This is a genomic window from Devosia sp. 919, from assembly GCF_013185965.1.
In the GTDB taxonomy this organism is placed as follows: domain Bacteria; phylum Pseudomonadota; class Alphaproteobacteria; order Rhizobiales; family Devosiaceae; genus Devosia.
This window is the reverse complement of sequence record NZ_JABAOL010000001.1, coordinates 1,944,593-1,968,976: the sequence shown is the minus strand read 5'-3', so window position 1 is coordinate 1,968,976 and position 24,384 is coordinate 1,944,593. Positions and strand designations below refer to the sequence as shown.

General features: G+C 61.7%; 27 protein-coding genes and 2 tRNA genes. 14 read left to right on the top strand and 15 right to left on the bottom strand.

What is annotated here, in order from left to right:
* Positions 1 to 235 precede the first annotated feature (235 nt).
* From HRQ64_RS09525 to ugpC, 4 genes are all read left to right on the top strand, one after another.
* Positions 236 to 1,510 carry an ABC transporter substrate-binding protein gene (locus HRQ64_RS09525; protein WP_172123118.1) on the top strand — a complete coding sequence of 425 codons (1,275 nt, stop codon included), beginning with the start codon at positions 236 to 238 and terminating at the stop codon, positions 1,508 to 1,510.
* A 96-nt stretch (positions 1,511 to 1,606) separates the two neighbouring features.
* On the top strand, positions 1,607 to 2,530 hold the full coding sequence (locus HRQ64_RS09520) for a sugar ABC transporter permease (RefSeq protein ID WP_172124937.1): 924 nt from the start codon (positions 1,607 to 1,609) through the stop codon (positions 2,528 to 2,530).
* A complete protein-coding gene (locus HRQ64_RS09515; protein WP_172123117.1) occupies positions 2,523 to 3,611 on the top strand; it encodes a carbohydrate ABC transporter permease in 1,089 nt (362 codons plus the stop codon). The genes HRQ64_RS09520 and HRQ64_RS09515 overlap by 8 nt, the downstream gene beginning before the upstream one ends.
* A gap of 7 nt (positions 3,612 to 3,618) precedes the next feature.
* Positions 3,619 to 4,713 (top strand): sn-glycerol-3-phosphate ABC transporter ATP-binding protein UgpC, encoded by a 1,095-nt coding sequence (gene ugpC / locus HRQ64_RS09510; protein ID WP_172123116.1) that lies wholly within the window; start codon positions 3,619 to 3,621, stop codon positions 4,711 to 4,713.
* Positions 4,714 to 4,885: 172 nt separating this feature from the next.
* On the opposite strand, the gene HRQ64_RS09505 is transcribed toward ugpC, so the two are convergent.
* Positions 4,886 to 4,970: transfer RNA gene (locus HRQ64_RS09505), tRNA-Tyr, on the bottom strand.
* Positions 4,971 to 5,152: 182 nt separating this feature from the next.
* On the opposite strand from HRQ64_RS09505, the gene rlmB reads away from it, so the two are divergent.
* Both rlmB and HRQ64_RS09495 read left to right on the top strand, forming a co-directional pair.
* Positions 5,153 to 5,908 (top strand): 23S rRNA (guanosine(2251)-2'-O)-methyltransferase RlmB, encoded by a 756-nt coding sequence (rlmB, locus tag HRQ64_RS09500; protein WP_172123115.1) that lies wholly within the window; start codon positions 5,153 to 5,155, stop codon positions 5,906 to 5,908.
* A complete protein-coding gene (locus tag HRQ64_RS09495; protein ID WP_127752852.1) occupies positions 5,905 to 6,294 on the top strand; it encodes a hypothetical protein in 390 nt (129 codons plus the stop codon). The genes rlmB and HRQ64_RS09495 overlap by 4 nt, the downstream gene beginning before the upstream one ends.
* Before the next feature lie 6 nt (positions 6,295 to 6,300).
* Here the strand turns inward: HRQ64_RS09495 and HRQ64_RS09490 are convergent, their stop codons facing one another.
* The 3 genes from HRQ64_RS09490 to HRQ64_RS09480 form a co-directional block, all read right to left on the bottom strand.
* Positions 6,301 to 6,765, bottom strand: coding sequence for a YaiI/YqxD family protein (locus HRQ64_RS09490; protein ID WP_172123114.1), 465 nt, complete (start codon positions 6,763 to 6,765; stop codon positions 6,301 to 6,303).
* 65 nt (positions 6,766 to 6,830) lie between these two features.
* Positions 6,831 to 7,958, bottom strand: a complete 1,128-nt coding sequence (locus tag HRQ64_RS09485) for an S-(hydroxymethyl)glutathione dehydrogenase/class III alcohol dehydrogenase (RefSeq protein ID WP_172123113.1) — start codon at positions 7,956 to 7,958, stop codon at positions 6,831 to 6,833.
* Positions 7,959 to 8,110: 152 nt separating this feature from the next.
* Positions 8,111 to 8,464, bottom strand: coding sequence for a DUF1428 family protein (locus tag HRQ64_RS09480; protein WP_127752848.1), 354 nt, complete (start codon positions 8,462 to 8,464; stop codon positions 8,111 to 8,113).
* Positions 8,465 to 8,657: 193 nt separating this feature from the next.
* Here HRQ64_RS09480 and HRQ64_RS09475 point away from each other — a divergent pair, with 193 nt between their 5' ends.
* On the top strand, positions 8,658 to 9,020 hold the full coding sequence (locus tag HRQ64_RS09475) for a response regulator (protein WP_127752847.1): 363 nt from the start codon (positions 8,658 to 8,660) through the stop codon (positions 9,018 to 9,020).
* Positions 9,021 to 9,066: 46 nt separating this feature from the next.
* Here the strand turns inward: HRQ64_RS09475 and HRQ64_RS09470 are convergent, their stop codons facing one another.
* Entirely contained in the window at positions 9,067 to 9,279 is a 213-nt protein-coding gene (locus HRQ64_RS09470) for a hypothetical protein (RefSeq protein ID WP_127752846.1), read from the bottom strand.
* Between the two features lie 230 nt (positions 9,280 to 9,509).
* On the opposite strand from HRQ64_RS09470, the gene HRQ64_RS09465 reads away from it, so the two are divergent.
* The 3 genes from HRQ64_RS09465 to HRQ64_RS09455 all read left to right on the top strand — a co-directional run bounded on the left by HRQ64_RS09465 (position 9,510) and on the right by HRQ64_RS09455 (position 12,099).
* A complete protein-coding gene (locus HRQ64_RS09465) occupies positions 9,510 to 9,857 on the top strand; it encodes a hypothetical protein (RefSeq protein WP_127752845.1) in 348 nt (115 codons plus the stop codon).
* Positions 9,858 to 10,239: 382 nt separating this feature from the next.
* Positions 10,240 to 11,397, top strand: a complete 1,158-nt coding sequence (locus HRQ64_RS09460) for an alpha/beta hydrolase (protein ID WP_172123112.1) — start codon at positions 10,240 to 10,242, stop codon at positions 11,395 to 11,397.
* A 108-nt stretch (positions 11,398 to 11,505) separates the two neighbouring features.
* Positions 11,506 to 12,099 carry a hypothetical protein gene (locus HRQ64_RS09455; protein ID WP_127752843.1) on the top strand — a complete coding sequence of 198 codons (594 nt, stop codon included), beginning with the start codon at positions 11,506 to 11,508 and terminating at the stop codon, positions 12,097 to 12,099.
* A 44-nt stretch (positions 12,100 to 12,143) separates the two neighbouring features.
* Here HRQ64_RS09455 and HRQ64_RS09450 read toward each other — a convergent pair whose 3' ends face one another.
* The 6 genes from HRQ64_RS09450 to HRQ64_RS09425 all read right to left on the bottom strand — a co-directional run bounded on the left by HRQ64_RS09450 (position 12,144) and on the right by HRQ64_RS09425 (position 18,282).
* The gene (locus HRQ64_RS09450) at positions 12,144 to 12,968 is read right to left on the bottom strand and encodes a transporter substrate-binding domain-containing protein (protein ID WP_127752842.1); all 825 of its coding nucleotides are present in this window, start codon (positions 12,966 to 12,968) and stop codon (positions 12,144 to 12,146) included.
* A gap of 59 nt (positions 12,969 to 13,027) precedes the next feature.
* On the bottom strand, positions 13,028 to 14,785 hold the full coding sequence (locus HRQ64_RS09445; protein WP_172123111.1) for a PQQ-binding-like beta-propeller repeat protein: 1,758 nt from the start codon (positions 14,783 to 14,785) through the stop codon (positions 13,028 to 13,030).
* 48 nt (positions 14,786 to 14,833) lie between these two features.
* Positions 14,834 to 15,448: a cytochrome c gene (locus HRQ64_RS09440; protein WP_164854790.1), complete on the bottom strand. Its 615-nt coding sequence runs from the start codon at positions 15,446 to 15,448 to the stop codon at positions 14,834 to 14,836.
* Positions 15,449 to 15,609: 161 nt separating this feature from the next.
* Positions 15,610 to 16,434 carry a transporter substrate-binding domain-containing protein gene (locus HRQ64_RS09435; protein WP_172123110.1) on the bottom strand — a complete coding sequence of 275 codons (825 nt, stop codon included), beginning with the start codon at positions 16,432 to 16,434 and terminating at the stop codon, positions 15,610 to 15,612.
* Positions 16,431 to 17,243: an ABC transporter permease gene (locus HRQ64_RS09430; RefSeq protein ID WP_210258533.1), complete on the bottom strand. Its 813-nt coding sequence runs from the start codon at positions 17,241 to 17,243 to the stop codon at positions 16,431 to 16,433. Before HRQ64_RS09430 ends, HRQ64_RS09435 begins: the two co-directional genes overlap by 4 nt.
* A 64-nt stretch (positions 17,244 to 17,307) precedes the next feature.
* Positions 17,308 to 18,282, bottom strand: coding sequence for an ABC transporter ATP-binding protein (locus HRQ64_RS09425; protein WP_172123109.1), 975 nt, complete (start codon positions 18,280 to 18,282; stop codon positions 17,308 to 17,310).
* Between the two features lie 292 nt (positions 18,283 to 18,574).
* Here HRQ64_RS09425 and HRQ64_RS09420 point away from each other — a divergent pair, with 292 nt between their 5' ends.
* Entirely contained in the window at positions 18,575 to 19,009 is a 435-nt protein-coding gene (locus HRQ64_RS09420; protein WP_248305326.1) for a pseudoazurin, read from the top strand.
* 106 nt (positions 19,010 to 19,115) lie between these two features.
* On the opposite strand, the gene HRQ64_RS09415 is transcribed toward HRQ64_RS09420, so the two are convergent.
* Entirely contained in the window at positions 19,116 to 19,670 is a 555-nt protein-coding gene (locus tag HRQ64_RS09415; protein ID WP_172123108.1) for a DUF4142 domain-containing protein, read from the bottom strand.
* Positions 19,671 to 19,870: 200 nt separating this feature from the next.
* Between HRQ64_RS09415 and HRQ64_RS09410 the strand changes: the two genes are divergently transcribed.
* Positions 19,871 to 21,172, top strand: coding sequence for a sorbosone dehydrogenase family protein (locus HRQ64_RS09410; protein WP_172123107.1), 1,302 nt, complete (start codon positions 19,871 to 19,873; stop codon positions 21,170 to 21,172).
* Positions 21,173 to 21,233: 61 nt separating this feature from the next.
* On the opposite strand, the gene HRQ64_RS09405 is transcribed toward HRQ64_RS09410, so the two are convergent.
* Positions 21,234 to 21,575, bottom strand: a complete 342-nt coding sequence (locus tag HRQ64_RS09405) for a hypothetical protein (protein ID WP_172123106.1) — start codon at positions 21,573 to 21,575, stop codon at positions 21,234 to 21,236.
* A gap of 96 nt (positions 21,576 to 21,671) precedes the next feature.
* The gene (locus HRQ64_RS09400) at positions 21,672 to 22,646 is read right to left on the bottom strand and encodes a DMT family transporter (protein ID WP_172123105.1); all 975 of its coding nucleotides are present in this window, start codon (positions 22,644 to 22,646) and stop codon (positions 21,672 to 21,674) included.
* Positions 22,647 to 22,870: 224 nt separating this feature from the next.
* Between HRQ64_RS09400 and HRQ64_RS09395 the strand changes: the two genes are divergently transcribed.
* A complete protein-coding gene (locus tag HRQ64_RS09395; protein ID WP_172123104.1) occupies positions 22,871 to 23,251 on the top strand; it encodes a DUF983 domain-containing protein in 381 nt (126 codons plus the stop codon).
* Between the two features lie 138 nt (positions 23,252 to 23,389).
* On the opposite strand, the gene HRQ64_RS09390 is transcribed toward HRQ64_RS09395, so the two are convergent.
* Positions 23,390 to 23,465 (bottom strand) — tRNA-Thr (locus HRQ64_RS09390).
* A gap of 138 nt (positions 23,466 to 23,603) precedes the next feature.
* Here HRQ64_RS09390 and HRQ64_RS09385 point away from each other — a divergent pair.
* Positions 23,604 to 24,380: an NAD kinase gene (locus HRQ64_RS09385; protein ID WP_172123103.1), complete on the top strand. Its 777-nt coding sequence runs from the start codon at positions 23,604 to 23,606 to the stop codon at positions 24,378 to 24,380.
* The last annotated feature ends 4 nt before the right edge of the window (positions 24,381 to 24,384 follow it).

Genomic DNA, 24,384 nt, shown 5'->3' with positions numbered 1-24,384 from the left:
TCTTGGACCTCCGGGCCGTCTGGTAAGACCAAAACCGCTCCAAGACACATCAAGCAAGGGCTTGCTGTCAAGGCGGCCCAGTGGCTGGACGGTCTGTTCCGTCAGGCGCAGGAACTATTGACAAGCCAATCCGATCGCACCAACCTGCTGGTAAGGCCAGAGCCTGCTGGCTAGACCAAACTCGTTCGAGGGTCGGAGGAGCCGTTGCCTCGAAGCGGATGTGGAGGAGGAACGCATGCAGCTTTCTAGGCTTCGCCTGACTTGTGCCTTGGGCGCCCTGATGCTCGCCAGCGCACCAGCGCTCGCTCAAGAAATCACGGTGGTCTGCGACGACCTCGGCTTTGGCTGCAACACGATGCAGCCCATCGCCGAGAGGTTCATGCAGGAGAACCCGGGAAAGACCGTCAACCTGGAAGTCGTCCCGTATCAATCGATGCTCGAAAGCCTGCCGGTGCAGTTGGCGTCGGGGCAAGGCCCCGACGCAGCCATCGTCACCGACCTTGGTGGCCTCAGCCGCTATTACCTGGATCTCACGCCCTATGTTGATCCAGCCCTGTTCAACGAGAACTTCGAGCGGACCCTGCAGTGGTTGCGCGGTGGCGAGGCAAACAGCACAGCGATCAATGGCATGCCGACTTCGCTGACGGTCAACGGGGGCTATGTCAACCTGACCTTGTTTGAACAGGCCGGGGTCCCGGTGCCTGAAGAAGGCGCCACCTGGGAGGAATGGGCCGAAGCGACACGCCAGGTTGCCGAAGCGACCGGCACCGACTTTGCAATGGAAATGGACCGATCGGGACACCGCTTTTCCAGCCTAGCGATAAGCTATGGGGCCGAACTCGTCGATGAGGCGGGCAATCCGGTGGTCGACGATGGCTTACGCGCAGCCATCGAGCAGTTCGTAGCCTGGCACCAGGACGGCACCATGCCGATGGATTTGTGGGGCGCCGTGGGTGGCGCCACCCACCGCGAGCTGTTCTCGGACTTCCTCAACGCCAATACCGTGCTTTATTTTGGCGGCTCATGGACGCTAAGCCAGATGGACCAGGAAGTGGGAGACCTGTTCGACTGGAAGGTCATTGCCGCTCCATGCGGCCCCTCCTCCTGCACGGTCATGCCCGGTGGCGGCGCCTTGGTGGCATTCCAGCACACCGACCAGCCTGAACTGGTGGGGGAGTTCATCAACTATCTGGCTCGGCCAGAAAATTTGAGCGAAGTGCTGGCAGCAGCCGTGGAAATCCCGGCTGCCTCCACCCTGATCGAAAGCGGCATCGAATATCCCGGCGCCTCGGAGCGGACCCAGGAAGCGCTTTCAACCTTTATCGCGCAGATTCCCAAGATGGCGCCGGCAGCGTACCGCTTCCAAGGCTGGCGCTACCAACGCGCAATGATGAATGCCCTCACCACCCGCATCAGCCAGGTCCTTAATGGCGAACTCGAGGTGGATGGCGCAATGGACCGGATCAAGCAGGACGTGAACCTGGCGATCGAAGCCGCCAAGGCGCAGTAAAGCTTAATCCGGGAGGGCGGCATGGGTGCTTCATCTCGTATTGCGCACGCTACGGGATCGGTATTTTCCCTGCCCGCGCGGGCAATCGAGCCGCTCATGGCGGGGCTGCAGAGGCTGATCGGCATCAAACGAATGCCGTGGTTCTTCCTGCTGCCCAACCTGGCTGCGGTGATCCTGTTCTCCCTGCTGCCCGTGTTTGTGAACATCTTTTATTCCTTCACGGGCAGCGACCGCCTTTACCCATCCGAACGCCCGTTCATCGGCACCTATAACTACGAGACGCTGCTGGATTGCGGCAATTATTTCGATCCTTCCACCTGTTCGCGTGACCTGTTCTGGCGCGCCCTTGGCAACAGCCTGGTGTTTGTGCCCACCCAGGTTGCAGCGATGATTGGCATCGCGCTGCTGACGGCTATCTGCCTTAACGGGGACATCAGGGGCCGCGGCTTTTTTCGCGGCGTGTTCTTTTTCCCAGTGATGCTGTCGCCAGTGGTGGTCGCCCTGACCTGGCAGTGGATTCTCCAGCGCACCGGCGTGCTGAACGGCATTCTGACCAATCTTGGCATGGAGCCGGTGAACTGGCTGGTCCACGCCAGCTCGGCATTCTTCTGGTCGGTGTTCGTCACCGTCTGGGCGCATATGGGCTTTTACACCATCATCCTGCTGGCGGGCCTGCAGGCGATCCCGCGCGACGTGTACGAGGCTGCCAAGATGGACTCCGCCAATCACTGGCGCGTTTTCACCCGCATCACCCTGCCGCTGCTGCGGCCAGTGCTGCTGGTGGTCTTCATCCTGGCGGTGATCCGTTCGGTGCAGACCTTTGATGAGCTTTACGTTCTAACGGGCGGCGGCCCAGGCTCGGCGACCCTGCTGATGGTGCAATATATCTACGAGATTGGCTTTGCCATCCAGCCGCGCAACTTCGGACTGGCCGCTGCCGCGTCCCTGCTGCTGGGGGTGGTGCTGCTCGTCTTCACCCTTGTCCAACTGCGCGTTTCGCGAGGATCGAGCAATGGCTGACCTGAGCTTGACGCGATCCGAAGGCGGAGTGAGGGCCATGCTGCTGGGCCGACGTGGCAGGGGGAAACTGGCGCTTTCCGACTTCCTGACCTACGGCTATCTGCTCCTTGGCGTGCTGATCATGTTCGCGCCCGTGGTTTGGGTCGTGCTGTCCTCGTTCAAAACCCCAGCGGCGCTGCAGGAATTTCCACCGACACTTTTGCCCTATTCAACCGAACAGGTGATGGTCGAAGGCTATGATCAGAGCTTGCCCCTGTTCGACGTCACGACTGAAAGCGGTGAGGTGGTTCAACTCGCGCAGATCCGGCGAGTGGGCCTTAATGCCCAGATGGTCGATCCGGCCAATCCTGAGGCCGGCCGCATCGTTGTACCGGTTGCTAACGCCATGCCCGTGCGCAAGGTGCATTTTGCCGTCGAGAACTATGTCCAGCTGCTCGCCAGTTCGGGCAGCGATATCTGGCGGTTCGTGTTCAACAGCCTGTTCATCACCGTTGCAGCCACAGTGATTACCTTGATCATGAACTCGATGGCGGCGTTTGCCCTGTCCAAGTACCGGTTCCGCGGTGACGGGTTGGCGCTCGTGGCGATCCTTTCAACGCTGATGATTCCGGCTACCGTGGTGCTGGTCCCCACCTATCTGATTGTTGCCCAGCTGGGGCTCGTCAACAATCTGTGGGGCGTCATCCTGCCCACCGTGGCCACGCCTACAGGCGTGTTCCTGCTGCGGCAATATATGCTGACCATTCCTGACGAGCTGATTGAGGCGGCGCGGATGGACCATGCCAGCGAGTGGCGCATCTTTTGGCGCATCATCCTGCCCCTGTCTTCGCCCGCTTTGGCGGTGGTGGCGATCTTTTCCATTCTTTCTCGCTGGAACGACTTCCTGCTGCCACTGGTAGTGCTCAATCGGCGCGAAGTGTTCACCCTCCAGCTCGCCCTCGCCTCTTATCAGGACGAGAATGTCGTTCGCTACGAACAGCTGTTGGCGATGACCACGCTGACGGCGTTGCCGCTCGCCTTCGCATTCATTTTCCTGCAGCGCTACATCACCAGTGGCATTGCCTCAACCGGGATCAAGTGAGGTCCGCATGGCAAATCTCGTGCTTGAAAGCCTCAACAAATCCTTTGGCCTCGTGGAAGTGATCCCCAGCGTCGATCTGGAAATCGCGGACGGGGAGTTTGTGGTGTTTGTCGGCCCCTCGGGCTGCGGCAAGTCGACCCTGCTGCGCCTGATTGCCGGTCTCGAAGAGGCCACTTCCGGCGACATTCGCATCGACGGACAGAGCGTGATCAACGTTCCGGCCGCCGATCGCGGCGTGGCCATGGTGTTCCAGTCCTACGCGCTATACCCGCATATGACGGTTCGCGAGAATCTCAGCTTCGGGCTCGAGAATATCCGCATGCCCAAGCAGGAGATCGAACAACGGGTGCTCAGCGCCGCCACGCTCCTGCAGATCGAGCAATTGCTGGAGCGTCGACCCAAGCAGCTTTCCGGCGGACAACGGCAGCGTGTCGCGATCGGGCGAGCCATCACGCGGGACCCGAAGATATTTCTGTTTGATGAACCACTGTCCAATCTCGACGCCGAGTTGCGGGTGCTGATGCGGGTCGAGATCACGAGCCTGCACCAGCGGCTGGGCAATACGATGATCTATGTCACCCATGACCAGATCGAGGCCATGACCATGGCCGACAAGATCGTGGTTCTGCGCCAAGGCAAGATCGAGCAGGTTGGAGCTCCCCTCGAGCTCTACAACCGGCCGCGCAACAGCTTCGTGGCCGGCTTCATCGGTTCGCCACGGATGAATTTCGTGGAAACGGTGGTGGCGGCCAACAATGATGCAGGACTGACTCTCTCAGGCGAAGGCCTGCCCGACCTGACCTTGCCGGTGCGTCGCGTGCCCTTGCAAACCGGGGCAAGCGCAACGCTCGGAATCCGCCCCGAACATCTGGTCTCCTCCAACACAGGCTGGCCTGTTCAGGTCAAGGTGGCAGAGCAGCATGGCGCCAGCAGCTACCTGCACTGCACCATGCCCAACGGCACGGCGTTACTGGTGCATGAGGCCGGCCAAAGCGGGTTGCGGAGCGGGGACGCACTTCATGTCACCCCAGCTACCGGGCAATGGCACTTGTTCGATGAGCAGGGGTTGCGGGTCGAGGGTGAACTCATCGGCCCGGGTTGAAGACGAGAACTTCGCCGGCTTTGGCCAAGCACTCACGAGCTGGGCACCAGCGGACTGGATGCAAGCCAATGCTCGGCAGCCAAACCCTTGCACACGAACCAAGGTCGCGGCCTGTTCGAAACGATCAAGGAAGATATGGGGGCCGGGAACCGGGCGCTTTGCCCGGCGGCGTTGGTGGAGGGGACTGGATTCGAACCAGTGTACGCTAAGCGGTCAGATTTACAGTCTGATGGATTTAACCACTCTCCCACCCCTCCACTGCAACTTCGCCGTTGGGCAGGAAACGATGCACCGAAGCGCGTCGTCGGGGCGGTTTATGGGTGCCCTGCCCGCTCCTGTCAACACCCCTGACCCGGTTGCCCGCAAGAAAACGAAAACGGGGCACTTCCACCATGCCCCTCTGCTTGCCGGAGCGACGCAAAGAGGCTAACGCTCGGCCATGAGCATCAACAAATTTCCCCCCAAGCAGCGCTACAATCCCGATGACGGCCCGGTCTATCTTTATGGCTTTCATACCGTCCGCGCTGCGCTGGATAATCCCGGTCGCGTCAAGAAGGCGCTGCTGGCCACGCCCAATGCCTTGTTGCGGCTGCGCGAAAGCGGCGAGCTGGGCAAGGTCAAGGTGACCGAAACCACGCCCAAGGAGCTTGATCGGCTCTTGGGGGCCGATGCCGTGCACCAGGGCGTAGCGCTGGAAGTGGATCCGGTCAGCCGGTTCGGGCTCGACGATATCGACCCGCTCAAGCTCGTGGTGGTGCTCGACCAGATCACCGACCCGCATAATGTCGGCGCTATTCTGCGCACCGCCTGCGCCTTTGGCGCCGATGCGGTGATTACCACTGCGCGCCATTCCCCGCGGGAGACCGGGGTGATGGCCAAGTCGGCCTCGGGTGCGCTTGATCTCGTGCCCATGATCGAGGTGCGCAATCTCGGCGATGCGTTGGAAAAGCTGAAAAAGCGCGGCATGCTGGTCCTCGGCTTTGATTCCGAAAGCGAGCAACCCCTGCGGCCCCGCACTGACGATCAGCCGCTCGCCATCGTGATGGGAGCGGAAGGCAAGGGCTTGCGGCAGCGCACGCGCGAGCTTTGCGACGAGATGGTCAAGCTCGACATGCCGGGCCCCATCAAGTCCCTCAACGTTTCCAATGCGGCAGCGATCGCGCTGTTTGCTGCAACTGCAGGACGGTCTGCATGAGCCAGTTCGAGCCATTTGCCATTGCCTTGCGGCTTTCGGGCGTCAGCATCACCCAGCGGGATCTGGATACGGCGCTTAAGCAGCTGACCAGCCGTTACGAGCCAGAAGACGCCGACAACAACTGGTATGCGCAAGTGGACCTCGATACGGCCAATCCGGTTCGGGCTGTACTCGAGTTGGCGGAACGATCGGGCCCGGCCATCGAGGCCATGCTGGAAGATCGGCGGCTGGGCCGGGCGGTGTTGGACCTGGCCTTTGATTTCCCCGAAGCGGGAGAATCGATGTCGGCCCGCCTGCCCGCGCATCTCGCCGCCGCGGTGGCGGTGCATGGGATCGACATCGAAGTGTCGGTTTACCTCACCGATGTCGAGGACGACGAAGAGTAGCTCTGCTTACTCGCTTGCTGCGGCCAAGGCCCGCCGCACCAGCGGATCAAGCGCGCTGAGAAAGGCCGAGCGATCGCCGCGAACAAAACTCGCGTTGTAGCCCTTGCTTTCGCCGGTTTCGCGAAGGTGCTGCTTGAGCTCGCGCATAGCGAGCGCCATGCCGATGGAGTTCTGGGTAAAAGGCTTGCCGGTAAAACCGAGCACATGGCAGCCCTTTTCGAGGGCGCGACTGGCCAGCGGAATATCGGCGGTCAGGACGATGTCGTTGGCTTGCGCCTGTTCGACGATCCAGTCATCGGCCGCATCGGCGCCGGCGGGTACCACGACCACCCGCACCATCGGATCCCGCGAGGGCCGCACCCCGCCATTGCTAACAAAGACCAGCGCCACCCCCAGCCGTTCGGCAACGCGAAGCGCCTCGTCCTTGACCGGGCAGGCATCGGCATCAACGTAAATGGTGGGTGCCGGCATAAAATCCATGCATGTTTGGAGCAAGGGAGCCTGACCCGGCCGCAGCCAGGGTCAGGCGCACTACATCAGTAAACTACAACGCTGCGGATGCTTTCGCCGGAATGCATCATCTCAAAGCCCTTGTTGATGTCTTCGAGGCGCAACGTATGGGTGATCATGGGATCGATCTCGATCTTGCCATCGAGATACCAGTCAACGATTTTCGGCACATCGGTGCGGCCGCGCGCGCCACCAAAGGCGGTGCCCATCCAGGTGCGGCCGGTGACGAGCTGGAACGGACGGGTGGAGATTTCCTGGCCGGCAGCGGCGACGCCGATCACCACCGACTTGCCCCAGCCGCGATGGCTGGCTTCGAGGGCCTGACGCATGACCTTGGTGTTGCCGGTGCAGTCGAAGGTGTAGTCGGCACCGCCGATCAGGTCGCCGCGCCGCTTGGTCAGGTTGACGAGATAGGGGACGACGTCGCCTTCGATCTCGGTGGGGTTGACGAAGTGGGTCATGCCGAAGCGTTCGCCCCAGGCCTTCTTGTCGTTGTTGATGTCAACGCCGATGATCATGTCGGCGCCGGCCAGACGCAGGCCCTGGATGACGTTGAGGCCGATGCCGCCGAGGCCAAAGACAACGGCGGTGGCGCCGATCTCGACCTTGGCCGTGTTGATCACTGCGCCAACGCCCGTGGTGACGCCGCAGCCGACATAGCAGACCTTGTCGAAGGCCGCGGCCGGGTCGATCTTGGCCACGGCGATCTCGGGCAAGACAGTGTAGTTCGAGAAGGTCGAGCAGCCCATATAATGGTGGATGGGCTTGCCTTCGAACGAGAAGCGCGAAGTGCCGTCGGGCATCAGCCCCTGCCCTTGCGTGGTGCGGATGGCGGTGCACAGATTGGTCTTGCGCGACAGGCAGGACGGGCATTCGCGGCATTCGGGCGTATACAGAGGGATGACGTGGTCGCCCTTTTTCACCGAAGTGACGCCGGCGCCGACATCCACAACCACGCCTGCGCCTTCATGGCCAAGAATGGCGGGAAACAGCCCTTCCGGATCGGCGCCAGAACGGGTGAAATCGTCGGTGTGACAGATACCTGTCGCCTTGATCTCCACGAGAACTTCGCCCGCGCGAGGACCTTCAAGATCGACCTCGACAATCTCGAGCGGCTTGCCGGCCTGAAAGGCAACGGCGGCACGGGTTTTCATGGCTGGGACTCCTTTGGTGGTGCGGGCAAGGTTTGGCACAGCCAAGGGCAGGCGGCAAGTTTGCGGGGCGCGGCCCGGAGGCGCACCCGAGCACCGCTCAGATCAGATCGGCAGGGGCAGCCGGAAGGGGCGCCCCTGCCCGGCCGCCGGCGCTAGAGATCGACGAAGGTGGTGAAGCCGCCGAAAATCATGCGCTTCATGTCGATCGGTGCGTTTTCCATCAGCCCGGTGAGTTCGGGGTCGTTCATGACCTTGGCGTTGACGGCATCGCGCTGTTCGCGCGATTGATAAAGCACCCAGGAAAAGATCACGACTTCGTCCTCGGTGGCCATCACGGCGCGCGGGAAGGATGTCAGCTCCCCGTAAGGCACGTCATCGGCAACGGCTTCCTTGTAGGCCAAGGCGCCGTAGGCCATCCAGGCCTCGCCCGCCCGGCGGGCAATTTCCTTGTATTGCTCCAGAAAGCTCTTCGGCACGGCAAGAACATATCCATCAACATAGGGCATGGTGCACCTCCTTGTTGCTGCTGACGCTTGAAGACGCCACGATCCTACATTTGCCAAGGCACGACTGGGCAATCTTGGGGTTCGATCGGGGCCAAACGAGTCCGGGCAAATGTCGAGCTTCGCGCCGAATGTGAAGGATCGATTCAAAGGTGGTGACGTTCAGGCCGGAGTATCTCCCAGCCCCTGGTGTCCGATGACCGAGCAGATCTCCGTCCTGATCGTTGAAGACGAACCGCTTATCCGCATGAACATTGTCGCGGTGTTCGAGAATGAGGGTTTCAAGGTGCATGAAGCAGCCGGCGCCGCGGCCGCGCTAGCGCTGCTGTATTCGCACGTGGCGGTGCACGCCATGTTCACCGATGTGGATCTGGACGGGGGGATGGACGGCCTGACGCTGGCCGCGGCAGTGCGGGACGAATGGCCCGACATCAAGATTGTGGTGGCCTCGGGCGTCCGGCGGGTGAGCCCGCGCGAAGTGCCGGACGGGAAATTTTTCGTAAAGCCTTATAACCCTGAGACAATCGTCGCCACTGTGCGCGAACTAGTCGAGGCGTGACGCTGTTAAGACTCAGGCCACCCTGTTCAGGGTGGCTCTATTAACGCTAGGTCCGGCTGCGACTGGCTTCGACCGGCTTGCTGTGTTCCAAACGCTCTGCCGCATCAAGCGCATTCATGAGTGCGAGGCCAGATTGCGCCATATGAGCGGGAATACGGGTGAGTTCACGCCCGACATGTCGGGCGTTCCAGCCCGTGAACATGTCGACGATCGAGAACGAACCATCGGCGTCGGAATTGAGGATATATCGGTTTGCCATGGAGAAAACTGTAACAGAGTCGCACAACCTTGGAAGGGCGGCGCCGGGGTTATTCACCAAAAATACACCGGAGTTAACAGGTCCGTATCGCGGACTTAAGCCAGCAAGCGTTTGGTTAAGATTAACCACTGGTTAAGTCACTGCTGGATCGCCACTTTTCGCCGTGCAACAAGCAATTCACGGTTATTCACAACCACACCAACATGGCCACTCAAGCCGGAGGATACACAATGGCAACTGAACTCGACAACAAGGCGGCAGCGGCTGCACTCAACGCAAATGCATCTCCAGAATTCCTGCGCCAGAACCGGGCTCCTACCAAGGACCTTGGCGCAACGCGTTATGTAGACATGCATGGGCGCGATGAATTCGACCACAACATCATGAGCCACCGCACCCAGCTCGAAATGCTGCACACCCAGATCACCAATCTCGACCAGACCATCGAACTCGAGCAGCAGAAGCTGCGCGAAAGCAAGGCCGCGCTCGAGGCGAGCTATCACGCCCGCGCTCGTTTGCTGCACCTGCGTGAAGCCATGCTCCACTTCGTGCTCGAGCTGGAACGCGGCGACCAATAGGCGACGGTGCTGGTTGGTGTGATTGCGGCGGTCGTTGTCCTCGGACAGCGGCCGCCGTTTGCATTTCGGGGTGGGCTGCAATGGGCCAGCGCCCCAGGCGGCCGGTTTGTCCACGCTAACAATACCGGTTAGGGTTACGACGCGATGGGGTTGGACCCCGACAGCTGTGGGTTCTAAGCCCGGGGCAAGCCGGAACCCTCCTCATGCGTCGCACGCTTCTCCTGACCAGCCTTTTTGTTCTCTCGCTGGCCTTCATGGCCACTGCATATAGCCTCACCCCGGCCTGAGAGTGGCGGGCAAGCCGCACTAGCATAGAACAGGCCGGAACATTCGGGCATCGAGGCGATTACCCCTTGCACAAGGCTTTACCGCAAGGGTTCCCATGCCGCTTCAATTTCTGTTCCGCTTTCTCGCCAACCTCATCTCCCTCGCCATCCTGATTGCGGCTGGCTATCTGCTGTGGTCGTGGTGGGACGGCGATCTCGTCCGCCAAACCGACGGCACGATTGTGCGGGTGCGCGAGGACTGGCTGCTGTGGGTGGGGCTGGCTGGCCTCGCCTTTTCCTTTCTGGGTCGACCGCTGATGGTTCTGCTGCTGGCGGGCGCCGACAAGGATCGTACTGCTCCGGTCCGTGGCAATGGCACCACCATCGAGGCGCCAAACGGCGCCCAGCTTTATGTGGAGCAGGCAGGCGCACCCGACGGCGAAACAATCATCCTGACCCATGGCTGGAGCATGGACAGCACGATCTGGAATTACGCCAAACGCGATCTGGGCCAGCAGTTCCGGGTCGTCAGCTGGGATCTGCCCGGGCTGGGGAAATCGCGTGGCGAGATCAGCCTGGAAGCATTCGCGGCTGACCTAGCCGCAGTGATCACCTGGACCGGTGCAACTCGCGTCGTGTTGGTTGGGCACAGCATTGGTGGCATGACCATCCAGACCCTGGCGCGTGACCATGCAGGGGTGTTCGACACCAAAGTGGCCGGGGTAGTTCTGGTCAACACCACCTATACGAACCCGCTCAAGACCATGATCTTGCCGCGCCTCATGCAGGCGCTGCGCTTTCCGGTGCTGGAGCCTCTGATGAAGCTGACCAAATGGCTGTTGCCCGTCAGCCAGCTGAGTGCCTGGCAGAGCTATCTCAGCGGCACCGCGCATATGGCCAACCGTCTGGGTTTTGGCAAATACGTGACGCGCAGCCAGCTTGATCACACCACGCTGCTTAGCACGCGCAATTCCCAGGCCGCTATCGCTGATGGCAATCTGGCGATGTTCCGCTGGGATGCAACTGGCGCAACCGCAAAGCTGCAGGTGCCAGTTCTGGTGCTGGCGGGCGAGGTCGACATCGTGACCAAACCGGTTGCGAGCGAAACCATCGCTGGATACACGCCAACCGCCACGCTGCGGAAGATCGAAGGCGTGAACCATATGGGCTTTCTCGAGCGCTCGGACGTTTACAATCCGGCCATCGCCGAATTTGCTGCCGCCGCGCTGGCAACGGGGCGCACTGGCTCGCAGACGACACCAAGCTTCGGCTAAGTTTTTCGGCTTGGGCAAACAATCCCGGCGCTCACTTCCCACTTGAAGTGAGCGCCGGCATCGTGTTTCAGCAGCACGAACCTGGACGCGACGAGAGGACAAAGTCAGTTGGGCCTGCTGAACGAACTGACCGTGGGTTTGCTCGCCTCCCGCATTGGGGCTTTCCTGATTTATACGGCGGTGCTGGGTGGTCTGCTGGCGCTGTTTGCGCGGCTGCTCGGTTTCCTGCGCCCCAAGCATGAAGGTCGGCTGACCGCCAATCCCTTTGCCCATCTGTCGGTCTGGGGGCTGGCGATGGGGACGCTGTTTCAGATGGGGTGGATTCGCTCTATGTGGCTGGACGTAGACGGCAGCGGCAACAGCCGCCTTCGCGCTGCGGCAGTCGCGATCCTTGGGCTCGCAGCGGTGTTGCTGTTGATCCCGCTGCTCTGGTGGCTACGGCCGCTGCTGCAGGTCGCCCTCCCCCGCACCGGCGGCTACGCCGTGCTTGGGGTGGTGCTGGAGTTGCAGCGCATTACCTTGGCTACAACCATCCTGAACATCCTGCCGCTCCCAGGGCTCGTTGGGGGCTTGTTCCTGCAGGCGGCCTTTCCAGAGGCGGAAAAGAAGATCCGCCGGTGGGAGCCGTTCGTGCTGGCAGGTCTTGTTGTGCTGCTCGTGACGGGCTGGCTGCCCGCTGCGATGGCGCAACTGCTGGGCTAAGCCAACAACTGGCGCGTGAGCCATTGGCTCACGCGCAAAATCAATTATTGATCGCCGGCTTGGCCGGTATAGCCATATTTGTCCAGCAAGGTCTGGATAGTGCCGTCGGCAACAAGGGCGTCGATGGCCTGGTCAACCTGGGTGCGCAAGAAGGCGTCCCGGCTCGAGACCACGGCGCCGACCTTGATCGCGGTCGCAGGCACCGGGGCAAGTTCAATCACCCGCAAAGCCGCGGCCTCAGGCACCTCGCTCTGGAGCTTGCGCAGCGCGGGCTGCCAGAGCAGCATGCCACCAAGCGTGCCATCGAGCACGCGCTTGGCCATTAGTGAATTGTCCGCATAGGGCAAACGCTTCCAGCGCTCGGCTTCGGGCTGCTGCAGCGACCACGTGATATACACCAGCTCGCCCACGCTTTGCAGCGCGGTGCCGATCTTGCGGTCATGCGGAATGTCGGCCCAGCTATTCCAATTGGCATCCTCCACCGCAAGCACGAACGGAATGGTGGCATAGGGACGGGTCACGGCAGCCCATTCGGGAAAGGGCGAGTTGGTTTGCACCGAAACACCCATGAACATGTCGCAGGTGTTGTTCATGGCCAGCATCAGCTCGTCCATGAAGCCGTCGCCGTTTACCGGAAAGCCGCCAAAGCCTTCCTTGACGTTGACCTGCAGGAACAGCGCATCCCCAATGGCCTGGGCGACGTCGTGGTCGAAAGCGCTGATGACGCTGCTGGTGTCAAAGCAGACATTGATCTGGTCGCCGTTCTGGCGGCGCGAATTGTCGAGCAGTTCACCCGGCACGCTGCTGGTTTGGGCCAAGGCCTGGCCAGACAGCAGCAGCGCCATTGAAAGCGCGAGAGTGCGAAGCATGAGGTTCTCCAAAATAAAGAAAGGGGCCGAAGCCCCTTTCAATTGATCGCGCCGGAAGCTTATTCCTTCGGCAGCTTGTAGACGAAAACCGAGTTGCCCGAACCGGTCGGCAGCGGGATCTCGGGGAAGGCCGAGGAGATCGAGCTCGCCGAGTTGCTGTAGCCGGTGGGGATGGCGACATACTGCTCGCCGTCGATCTCGTAGGTCATTGGGTAACCACCGATCGGGGCGTTCAGGCGCTGTTCCCAAAGGACCTCGCCGGTATCCTGATCCCAGGCCTTGACGAAGCGGGCCGCGTCGCCGCCGAACACCAGACCACCGCCGGTTGCCAGAACCGAGCTGGTCATGGACGGACGCTCACGCGCCTGCCACTTGGATTCGGCCTGAGTCGGGTTGATGTCGAGAGCCTGCAGCAGGCCTGCATCGGTGATGCCTTCTGGCAGAACGCGTGGGCCGAATTTGACCGCACCAACGGCATTGCCGGCGGTGAATTCAGTCTGGGTCGGCGCAACGGTGTTGCAAGCCTCGGTCAGGGGCACGAAGAAGGTCTGGGTCAGCGGGCTGTAGGAGCCGGCCTGCCAGAGCTTGCCGCCCGACACCGAAGTACACACCAGGTGTTCCTGGCCAACGGCTTCGGAGATCAGGTCCTCGTTGATGTGCACGGTGCCGTCAGGATCAACGCCGGTGACAACGTTCTGAACAACTGTTTCCTTGTGCCACAGATACTTGCCAGTGTCGCGGTCAAGGCCGAAGGCGATGCCGTTCTTGCCGGGAACGCTGATCAGCAGGTGATGCATCTCGCCGTCGATTTCCTGGTCAACCAGGATACGCTCGAACGGGCTGTCCAGATCCCAGTTATCGCGCGGCAGGTGCTGGTAGTACCACTTCAGCTCGCCCGTATCGGCATCGAGAGCCAGGGTCGAGTTGGTGTAGAGCACGTTGCCGTCACCCGAACCGCGGATCAGCTCGGCATAGGGGCCAGGCATACCAATGCCCCAGAAGGTGGTGTTGGTGCGAGCGTCATAGGCACCGGTCGCCCAGGGCGTACCGCCCCAACGGTTTTCCGGCGGCACTTCGCCCCAGCTTGCCTGCTGCTCAGGATTGTTGGGGTCATCGATGGTGTTGAAGCGCCACAGCTCTTCGCCAGTGTTGGCGTCGTGAGCCAGGATAAAGCAACCACCGGCGGTGCCGGCAATCGAGCAGCCTGAAATGGCCGAGATGATCTTGTCCTTAACGATCAGCGGCCCAATCGTGTAGGAATAACCCAGGTTGTAATCGAGAACCTGCTTTTCCCACACGACCTTGCCGTCTGCTGCGTTGAGCATGACAATCTTGGCGTCGGGTGTGGTCAGAACGATCTTGTCCTCATAAAGAGCGATCGAGTTCTTCTGGCGGCGGGCCTGGTTGGCCTGGTAGCTCCACGAGGTCGGGATCTCGGGCATGGCATGGCGGTACTGCCAGATCAGGTCGCCGGTCTTGGCGTCGAGCGCCTCGACGATAGCGTTGCTGGTCTGCAGGAACATTACGCCGTCATGCACCAGGGGAGCGGTTTCCTGGATGCCGGCTTCAGCCATAGGCCAGGCCCAAGCGAGTTCGAGATCCTTGACCGTGTCCTTGTTGACCAGATCGAGCGGGCTGTAGCCCTGGTTGTCGCGGGTGCCACGCCACATCAGCCATTCTTCAGCTGGAGGGTTTTCCAGCATTTCTTCGGTGACGGGCTTGTAGTCTTCGCGCACGCCCTGGGCGAAAGCTGCGCCGGACAATGCCATCATGGCTGTCGTCGCCACCAAGACTGATTTCAAAACACCGATTTTCATCGATTCTCTCCAATGGTGCGCGTCGCGGACGCGCTTAGATGCAGTGAGTTAGTTGGTTGCCCCGGGCAATGGCTTGCCATAGGTGAAAGCCTGCGGAACGGCCGGTTCAGCCGCCGCAGTAGGCGCAGCTGCTGCCGCTGGTGGCGCGCCACCAGGCAATTGCTTGCCCCAGGTGAAGGCCTGCGGCACGGTCGTCTCCGGCGTCGCAGTCGCAGCTTCAGCCGGAGCAGACGGCGTGGCAGCGGCCCCAGCTGCGGTTTCTTCCGGCAGCGAGATGGATGCCAATAGTTCCGGATCGGCAGTCATGGGCGTGTCACCGGGCTGAGCGCCGTTGAACGACATGATATAGGCGACAATGTTGACATAGACGTCTTCGCCGAGCAGGCCGGGGGCCGAAGGCGGCATGGCGACGCTGATGAAGTCATAAAGACCGGCAGCGGTATACCAGTTCTGCATTACGTCGCGTCCGGCCAGGCCGGGGGCGTCGGGGCCCTCAAGCTGGAAGCCGTGGCATTGTGCGCAGTTGGAATCGTACGAGGACTTCCCCGCTTCCGCTTGTTCCGCCGTAAAGCCGGCGGCAGTGGCAGCGCCACTCCCAAGCAGCCCGAGGGTCAGCGACAGCAATGTGGCGCTGACAAATAGCCCTTTGGATCTTTCGATCACGATAACCTCCCAAAGGTGGTGAGTTGGATGGCACGCCCGTGAGCGCGCCCGAAGCGATAGTGGTCATATCGTTGCACCTGCACGCCTAAACCTCAAACCCGCCGGCTTCAATAGGTAACTGAGGCGTAACGATGCGAAGTTCAGATTGCTTTCGCGTATAGCTACAATGAGCCTTGTTCAGGAAGAACCCCGCCTAGCCCGTAGCGTTCTCGCAGATTATCAACGGTTCCGCTTTCCTGCAGGTGCTCCATTGCCGCCCGAACGGCGCGCATCAGCGTCTGGTCGCCTTTCCACAAGCCGAGAGCCATCTGGTAGCGCGGCAGATCCTGCGCCGGGAGCCATGACAGCGTGAAGTCAGGCGGCAGGCTCCCAATGGCGCTCGCCGCGAATCGCTCGGCAAATCCCACCTGCGCCCTCCCCTCGCTTAGCGCACGGGTCAGCTCATCGGGGCCGCTGACCAATACGGGCCGCAGTCCGTGCGCGCGCAGCCAGCTCGACAGGGCCAGGCGGTCAAGACCGCTGGAGCCCGGCAGCACGGCCGCGGCAGCACTTCCAGATGGCAGTTCTCCGCGAGGCGCGATAGCCACCCAGCCGGTTTCGGCCGTGGTGGGGATGGTCTGAAGAAACCCGCGCGTTTGCAGCGTATCGGTCAGGCCACCCGCGATCATGTCACACTGCGCGCGGGAAAGTTGCCAGTTGCGTGGATTGAAGTCGCGGCCCATCGATGGGAGGGCATTGACGATGAGCCGAACACCGATGGAATCGGCGATGTGCTGAGCCAGCTCGATGTCGAACCCAGGCTGCGCGGGATCACCGGTAACCAGGGGCGGATAGCTCGGGGGGACGCAGAGTTTAAGGACCCCCGCCTGCCGCCGCTCCTTGAGCGAAGTGTCGGGCGGCAGGAAGCTCACGGCAAACAGCAGCGCCGCGATCAGCGCGAGGTTGGCCGCTGCCCGCAGCCAGCGATGCGGGCGCCCCGTGCTCATGACCGGCCGAAATCCACGAGGGCCAGCACAAAGAACACGATGGCCATGCCGACCACGATCACGGGGCCATAGCTGGGCGTGAACTGATTGAAGCCGATCAGCACGCCGCGAAGGGTATCGACCGCATAGGTGATCGGGTTGATCTGCACCAGGAACACCAGCCATTCGGGATAGCTGGCAGTGGTCTGGGTGCGGCTCAGGGCGGGGTCGAGCGGAAACACCGAGGAAGAGGTGAAATAAAGCGGCAAGATCAAGGTGTTGGAGAACACTCCGAAGCCTTCAAAACTGCGCACGCGCGCCGCAAGGATCACGCCAAAGCAGGTCAGCCCGAACGACAGCAGGAACATGAAGGCCAAGGCCGTCACCACCTGTTCTGGCGTCATGGTGACATCGGCAAACCTGGCCAGGATCAGCACCACCGCGCCATGCAGCGTCGCGACAGTGCTGCCGCCCAGCACCTTGCCGAGCAGGACCAGCGGCTTGGGCATGGGCGAAACCAGCACTTCGCGGAGGAAGCCGAATTCACGATCCCAGATCACCGACACCGCGAACTGGATCGAGGTGTACATGATGTTGAGCACGATAACGGCCGGGAACAGGAACTGCAGATAGGTATAAGGGATGACATAGCGCACCTCCCCATAAACCTCGCCGCGGAAATAGGGATTGAGCCCGACGCCCAGGATCAGCAGCCAGATCAGCGGGCGGCTGACGCCGCCGATCATCTGCCCGCGATCACGGGTGGCGCGGGTGACTTCGCGCAGCCACACGCCGTAAACGCCGCGCAGCAGGGGCATGATCGCGGTCATGGTGTGCCTCGAAGATTGGGTGTGCCGGCGCTGGAATACGTATAGCGGCCATGGATTATGGTGATCATCGCCGCCCTGCCCTTCTGCCAGCTGCCTGTTCGGCGTCGCGCCGGCCGGCGGCGCGGTCGCGCAGCTCGGTTCCCGTCAGGGCGAGGAACACGCTTTCGAGGCTGGGCTGTTCGAGGCGCATTTCGCTGAGCTGGCTGCCAAAGCTGGCAAGGAAATGATCGACAAAGCCTTCGTCCGTCACCGGCACGGCAAGGCGATTGCTGCCCAGGTCGCGCGTTTCGGGGAAGCGCTGGAGGATCGCTTGGCGCACGCCCTCGTCCCGGGGCACAACATGGAGCCAGCTGCGGCCATGAGCGAGCTTGAGTTCAGCGGGACTGCCCTGGTTCACGATGACGCCGTTGTTGATGATGCACACCTGATCTGCGGTCTCCACCTCCTCGATATAGTGGGTCGTGGTGAGTACCGTCAGTTCGCGCTCGCGGCGCAGTTGATCGAGATATTGCCAGATGCGCTCGCGCGTTTGGGCATCAAGGCCAACCGTGGGCTCATCGAGAAACAGGATGGCGGGATTGTGTAGCAGCGCCCGGGCGATCTCGAGGCGCCGGCGCATGCCGCCCGAAAAGCTGCGCACGATGGCATCGCGCCAATCCTCCAGCTCAACCAGGGCCAGCATCTCGCCGATGCGCTGCCGCCGGTCCCGCGCGGCCATGCCGTAAACCAGACCGTGGAAGTTCAGGTTCTCGTAGGCACTCAGGCGATCATCGAGGCTGGAGTCCTGAAACACGACCCCGATGCGCTTGCGCGCGGCCGTCGGGCTGCGCCTGACATCAATGCCATCCACCTCGGCGGTGCCGCTGTCGGCCTTCTGCAGCGTACACAAGATGCTGATCAGCGTGGTCTTGCCGGCCCCGTTTGGACCCAACAGGGCAAAGCTGGAACCGCGCGCGATGGTGAGGGAGACCTTGTCGAGGGCCAGTTTCCCGGCATAGCTATGCGACAAATTGTCAACGAAAACAGAGGGTACAGTCACTTCCGGCCCCCTCCCGAGGTGGGCAAATCTACGCGAACCGCCCCGCCCAAGCCCGTGGTAGCGCTAGGATTTCTGTGAAATCGGATCATGCGTGCTTTTGCGTCATAGAGGGGGCGAGAGCAAGCGCTGAAGAACCTGTTCACAGGTGCGGTCCGGTTGGCAAACCACATTTCATTTCCTATCTGAACCTCAGACGCCGGTGGCATTCACTTTCGATAAGTGACTGACATGCGGGAACACCACGGCGTACTTCCGGTTGTAGTAGTAGTTCCTTCAGGAGGCTAAAATTCGTATTCTCAAAACTCTCGGTCTTGCGGCCGTAGCGGTATCCGCTTTCGCACTCCCCGCTTTCGCTGCTGACCATCAGGTCCAGATGCTCAACAAGGGCGAGGACGGCACGATGGTGTTCGAGCCAGCGCTGACCGAAATTGCCGTTGGCGACACTGTCACCTTCGTGCCCACCGACAAGGGCCACAACGCCGAAACCATTGCCGGCATGCTGCCCGAAGGCGCTACCCCGTTTAAGGGCAAGCTCAACGAAGAAATCACCGTGACCTTCGACACTGAAGGTGTTTACGGCGTCAAGTGCGCTCCGCACTTCGGCATGGGCATGGTGGCCCTGGTTGTTGTCGGCGAGCCGACCAATCTGGAAGAAGCCAAGAGCGTCAAGGTTCCGCCCAAGGCACAGTCGCGTTTCGACGCCATGTATGCTGAGCTGGCCGAATAATCTGTTTGGCTACGCGGCCCTTCCGGGTCAGGTTGCCACTATCTGATAATAAAAGCCTGCCGCTCTTTCGGGAGCGGCAGGCTTTTTTGCAGGGGGCGGAAAGGACCTATTCGGGCTTTGCGTCCTCGGGCAGCATGTCCAGATGCATGTTCAAGGCGGGTAGGCTTGCTGCAGCATATTCCTTGATCGGGCCGGCTTCGCCAGCCTCTGCATAGGACGAGAACAGCGAGATCGCGTCCTGATGGGCCTGATACTGCATCTTGAGATAGTCCATGTCGAAATCGGTCGAGGCTTCAAGCGTGTCCATCATCTGCTGATGCACCGGATCAAGCACGGTTGGCACCGCAATCTCGATGCCGGTCGCGGCTACCGCATCCGTCAGGGCTTCGGAATTGGCGGTGTGCTCATCGATCATGTGCTGGGCGAATTCCTTGACGTCGTCGCGCTCGGCTTTTTCCAGCGCCAGCTTGCTGGACTCGATTTCAAAGGTGCCGGAAAAGCCAGCCTGTTCGATGAACTGGGGCGTTTCCACCGGCGTGCGCGCCGTTGTGCTGGCGGATGGGTTTGCGGCTGGGGCCGCGCCACCGGCGGCAGGAGCGGCGTCCTGGGCAAAAGCCGTGCCGGACATCAGAACAAGGGCAGCTAGGGCTAGAATTCGCATCGTCGTCTCCTCTGTGAGTGTCCTTCAGGAACGACTGGAGATTCCGTTTGTTCCGATGTGCGCGGTTAGGGAGAGCCAGAGGAAGCAACTCGGCGACCAGCCAACACTAAAAGCGTGCAAGATCACTCCCTGCAGGGGTGTTCGACCCGTCGCAATGGCGTTAGCTTGAGCTAACCTGTTCCGCCAGTTGAGATCCTTCAATGAACACCAGTGCCGTTTTCGCCCGTGTTGTTGCCGCCGTAGGCGCGGTTGCCGTTGCCGTCCGCCACTCGGGCGACGGCCCCCGCCCGCCGGTTTACGGCACTGCCCCCACCATTCCGGCGCCAAAGCCACAGGGCAGCATCCCAACCCTCAAGATGCCGACGGCGAAAGGCTGGGAACCGGGGCACACCCCGACAGCCGCAGCCGGGCTCAAGGTCAATGCCTTTGCGGCCAAGCTCGACCACCCGCGCAACATGCATGTGCTGCCCAATGGCGATGTGCTGGTGGCTGAGTCCATGGGCGAATCGGGGGAGCCGAAGTCGCTGTTCGACCATGCGATGTCGAGCACGATGAAGCGCGCCAAGGCTTCGGGCACGAGCCCGAACCGCATTACCCTCTTGCGCGATGCCGACGGGGACGGCGTGGCCGAGATCCGGCATGTGTTCATCGACAATGTGCGCCAGCCCTATGGCATGGTGCTGATCGGCGACACGCTTTATGTCGGTGCGAGCGACGCGGTGCTGGCCTATCCCTACGAGGCTGGTGCCACCCAGATCACGGCGGCACCCCGCAAGCTCATGAGCACCAAGCCGGGCGGGCACTGGACGCGCAATCTCATCGCGAGCGCCGATGGCTCCAAGCTTTATGTGGCCGTGGGCTCGCTCAGCAATATCGGTGACTCCGGCATGGAGGCCGAGATCGATCGCGCCTGCATCCACGAACTGGATTTGGCAACCGGCCAGTCGCGCATCTTTGCGGGTGGCTTGCGCAATCCAGTGGGTATGGCCTGGGAGCCGAGCAATGGCTCGCTCTGGACGGTAGTCAATGAGCGCGACGGCTTGGGCGATGAGACCCCGCCCGATTACCTGACCTCAGTGCGCGATGGCGGCTTTTATGGCTGGCCCTACAGCTATTGGGGTCAAACCGTAGATGACCGGGTGCCCCAGGACGCGACCAAGGTCGCGACGGCCCTCGCACCCGATTATGCGCTGGGCGGGCACACGGCGTCGCTCGGCCTTTGTTGGTTGCCGGAAGGTACCCTGCCCGGCTTCCCCGCGGGCATGGCCATCGGCCAGCATGGCTCGTGGAACCGCAGCACGCTCAGCGGCTACAAGCTCTGTTTCGTTGCGTTCGAGAATGGCAAGCCAGTTGGCCTGCCGCGCGACATTCTCACCGGCTTCCTGTCGGCCGACGAGAAGTTCTCCTTTGGTCGGCCGGTGGGCGTGGCCATTGCTGCCGACCAGTCGGTGCTGATGGCGGACGACGTGGGTGACGTGATCTGGCGCATCACCGGCGCCTGAACGTAAAACTGGAGTTCCGCAGGCGCGGAACTCCAGTTCTTTTGTGGTTTCGATGCCGGGCTTAGTTGGGCGCGAGGCCGAAATTGCCTTCGCTGCACTGCTCGATCGAGAGCTTTTCCAGATCGATCGTGCCGTCTGCAGTCCAAAGCTCGCTTGAGAGTTCCACGGCCGCGTCAGCGGCCGCTTCGCGGCCAGCTTCCTTGTTGGGCTCATCGGCTGCGGCTTCGGCCACGGGGGAAGTGGTTTCGCCCTTGCGCATCTCGTCGCACTTTGCCTGGACCCCGGCCACCTGATCGGCGGGAACGGCCTTGCCGGCGATCCGGTGCTCTTCCTGGGCAAAGGCCGCGCCTGGCAGTACCATTACGGCGGCGAGAGCGAGGGACAAAGCTGTTCTGGTGATCATCGCGTTTTCTCCATTGCGCGTGCAGTTTGCGTAAAGCGGCAGCAGGCAGCTTTGGTTGCGGTCACTCAGCACCCGCGGCGATCAAGACTGCGGTAGTTACGACTTCGCCTGCTGCGGACCCGACCCGGCTATTGCGCACTGGGATATCGCGATATCGTCAAGCACCTTGGCCTCGCTCGGCTGCTGAGCAGCGCCGCCATGTCTCTTCAGGCTGAGGTGTCGGCCACAGGCCTCGGGGGAAAGCAGGTTCAAGGCCCCCGCGCCGATCATGATGACGAGCCCAACTATGCCAATGCCATCCAGGTACTCGCCGTAGAACAGCGCCCCCAGCCCCAGGGCCCACAGCATCTGGGTATATTGCGCGGGCGCCACCTGGTTGGCTGGCGCCAGCCTGGTGGCCCCAATAAAGGTCAGGTGTCCGAGGCCGCCCATGGTGCCGATCAGGGCCAGCACCGCAAGCTGGGGCAAGGTTGGCAGGCTGCTGCCCCAGATGATCATGCCGATCCCGTTCAGGACCAGTGCGTAGAGCGTCACCGTGGCGAAGATGCTCAGCCGATGCTCGCGCGGCGCGAGGGAGCGGAGCACGACCGTATTGGTCGCCGTGAAAAAGGCACAGGCCAGCGCCGCCAGGTGGCCAAGCTGCAATTCGCGGAACCCAGGACGCACAACGATCAGCACGCCGACAAAGCTAAGCACCAGCAAGAGCCAGCGATAGCGCGGAATGGCTTCCGCGAGGAGCATAGCTGACAGCAGCACCACGAAAATAGGCGCGAGGAAAGCCAGCGAATATACTTCGGCGAGCGGCACATGAGTGAAGGCATAGATCACGCAGCCAGAGCCAAGCACGCCGGAAAGGCCGCGAATATTGAGCAACAAGGGATTGTTGAACTGCAAGACGTCGCGCCAGCGCTCCTTGCGGGCTTTGCTCAGAAGCGCCGGTCCTACGGCAAACAACGAGGTGAAAAAGCCGATCTCGAACACGCTGAGCTCCCCGCCCAGGCTCTTGATCGAGGCATCGGAACAGGAGAACAGGCCGTAGGCCAGAAGAGCGAGAATGACACCGGGGGACATGGGGAACCAAGCGTTGAGCGACAGACCAACGGCATGCCGTCTCTGCGGTTTCCCAATGCTAATCAGGATTAGCAAGCATAGCGAGACACTATCGACAGCAAACGGCAAAAACAGCGCCCGGCCCCCAGGCATGACATTTGACGTGATTACTCGGGGCGGCCGGATGTAAGCTCGTGCCGGCAAACCCGGCAGCAAGCTCGCTCGGTCCGAAACGGAGGCCTCCCATGCCTTCCTCAAGCGGCGAAACCAGGAAGACCTGGCCGGCAATATGGAACGGCATCAAGTGCCGCTGCCCTCGATGCGGCGAGGGCTGGCTCTTCCACCATTATCTTGAGCAGGTTGATCAATGCGCCGTATGCGGCGAGCCGCTCGCCAATTACCGGGTAGGCCTGATCCTGCCCCTTCTCGTCATCACGGTGGTGGGCCATATCATCGGCTTTGTGATGCTGGAGATGGAGCTCAGCGGCGCGGGCAGCCCACTTGTCTACATCTATGTTCTCGTACCGCTCGCCATCATCATCCCCCTCGCCATCATGCCCTCAAGCAAGGGAGCAATCATCGGCCTACTCTGGGCCAATGGCTGGAGCGACGAACAGGATCGGTGATCGTGCCTGTGGAGAAGTGGGGCTGCCGGCGTCTGGCGCGCAGGGGAACGGCTAAGCTGTGACCGGCGCTTTTGCCCGCTCAACTGCTCGTTTTGGATTGTCTGGTAAGTGCCGTAACTCTCCCCTGGGGAGTTATGCTGGTGCCGGCAGCAGGGTTCGAACCCGCGACCCCCTGATTACAAATCAGGTGCTCTACCAACTGAGCTATACCGGCGCCGAGGGCCCTCTAGCATTGCGGGCGCCTGCGGGCAATGGGGGATTGCAGCGACCCACAGGAGCGGCGGTCCCGCGAGACTGCTGGCACGGGCCTGCTTCACATGTTAGGCAGACGCGTTTCCTTTGGAGTGCAGCTTTGGCCGCGTCAGCCCCGCCTCGAATTTGCTTTGTCACCAATGGCACTCCCGACGCGGAGGCCGCTGCGCAGCGGCTGCGGCAGCGCTACGGCGATTACCCGATAGACCAGACCGACTATGTCGTGGCGCTGGGTGGCGATGGCTTGATGCTGCAAACCCTGCATCAGGTGATGCGGCGCGACATCCCGGTTTACGGCATGAATTTCGGCTCGGTCGGGTTCATGATGAACGTCTTTTCCGAAGACGGGCTCGACGAGCGCCTGGCGGCCGTGCAGCAGACCCGGATCTATCCGCTGTCCATGCAGGTGCTCGATGTGGCGGGCAACACGCAAACAGCTCTGGCGCTCAACGAGGTGTCGCTGTTCCGCTCGTCCTATCAGGCCGCCAAGATCCAGATCATCGTGGACGGGGAGACCCGGCTCGAGGAGTTGATCTGCGATGGGGCGCTGCTGTCAACGCCCGCCGGTTCAACAGCTTACAATCTCTCCGCCCACGGCCCCATCCTGCCGATCGAGGCCCCACTGCTGGCTTTGACGCCGATCTCGCCGTTCCGGCCGCGCCGCTGGCGTGGTGCTATCCTGTCCAACAGGGCGGTGGTGAAATTCGTCACTCGGGAAGCGGCCAAGCGCCCCGTCAGCGCGGTTGCTGACAATGTCGAGTTTCAGAACGTGCTCGAAGTCACCGTGCACGAAGATCGCTCGCATGGGGTGACGCTGTTGTTCGACCCCGGCACCAGCCTTGAAGAGCGGGTGCTGAGCGAGCAGTTCCGCTTCTAGCGGT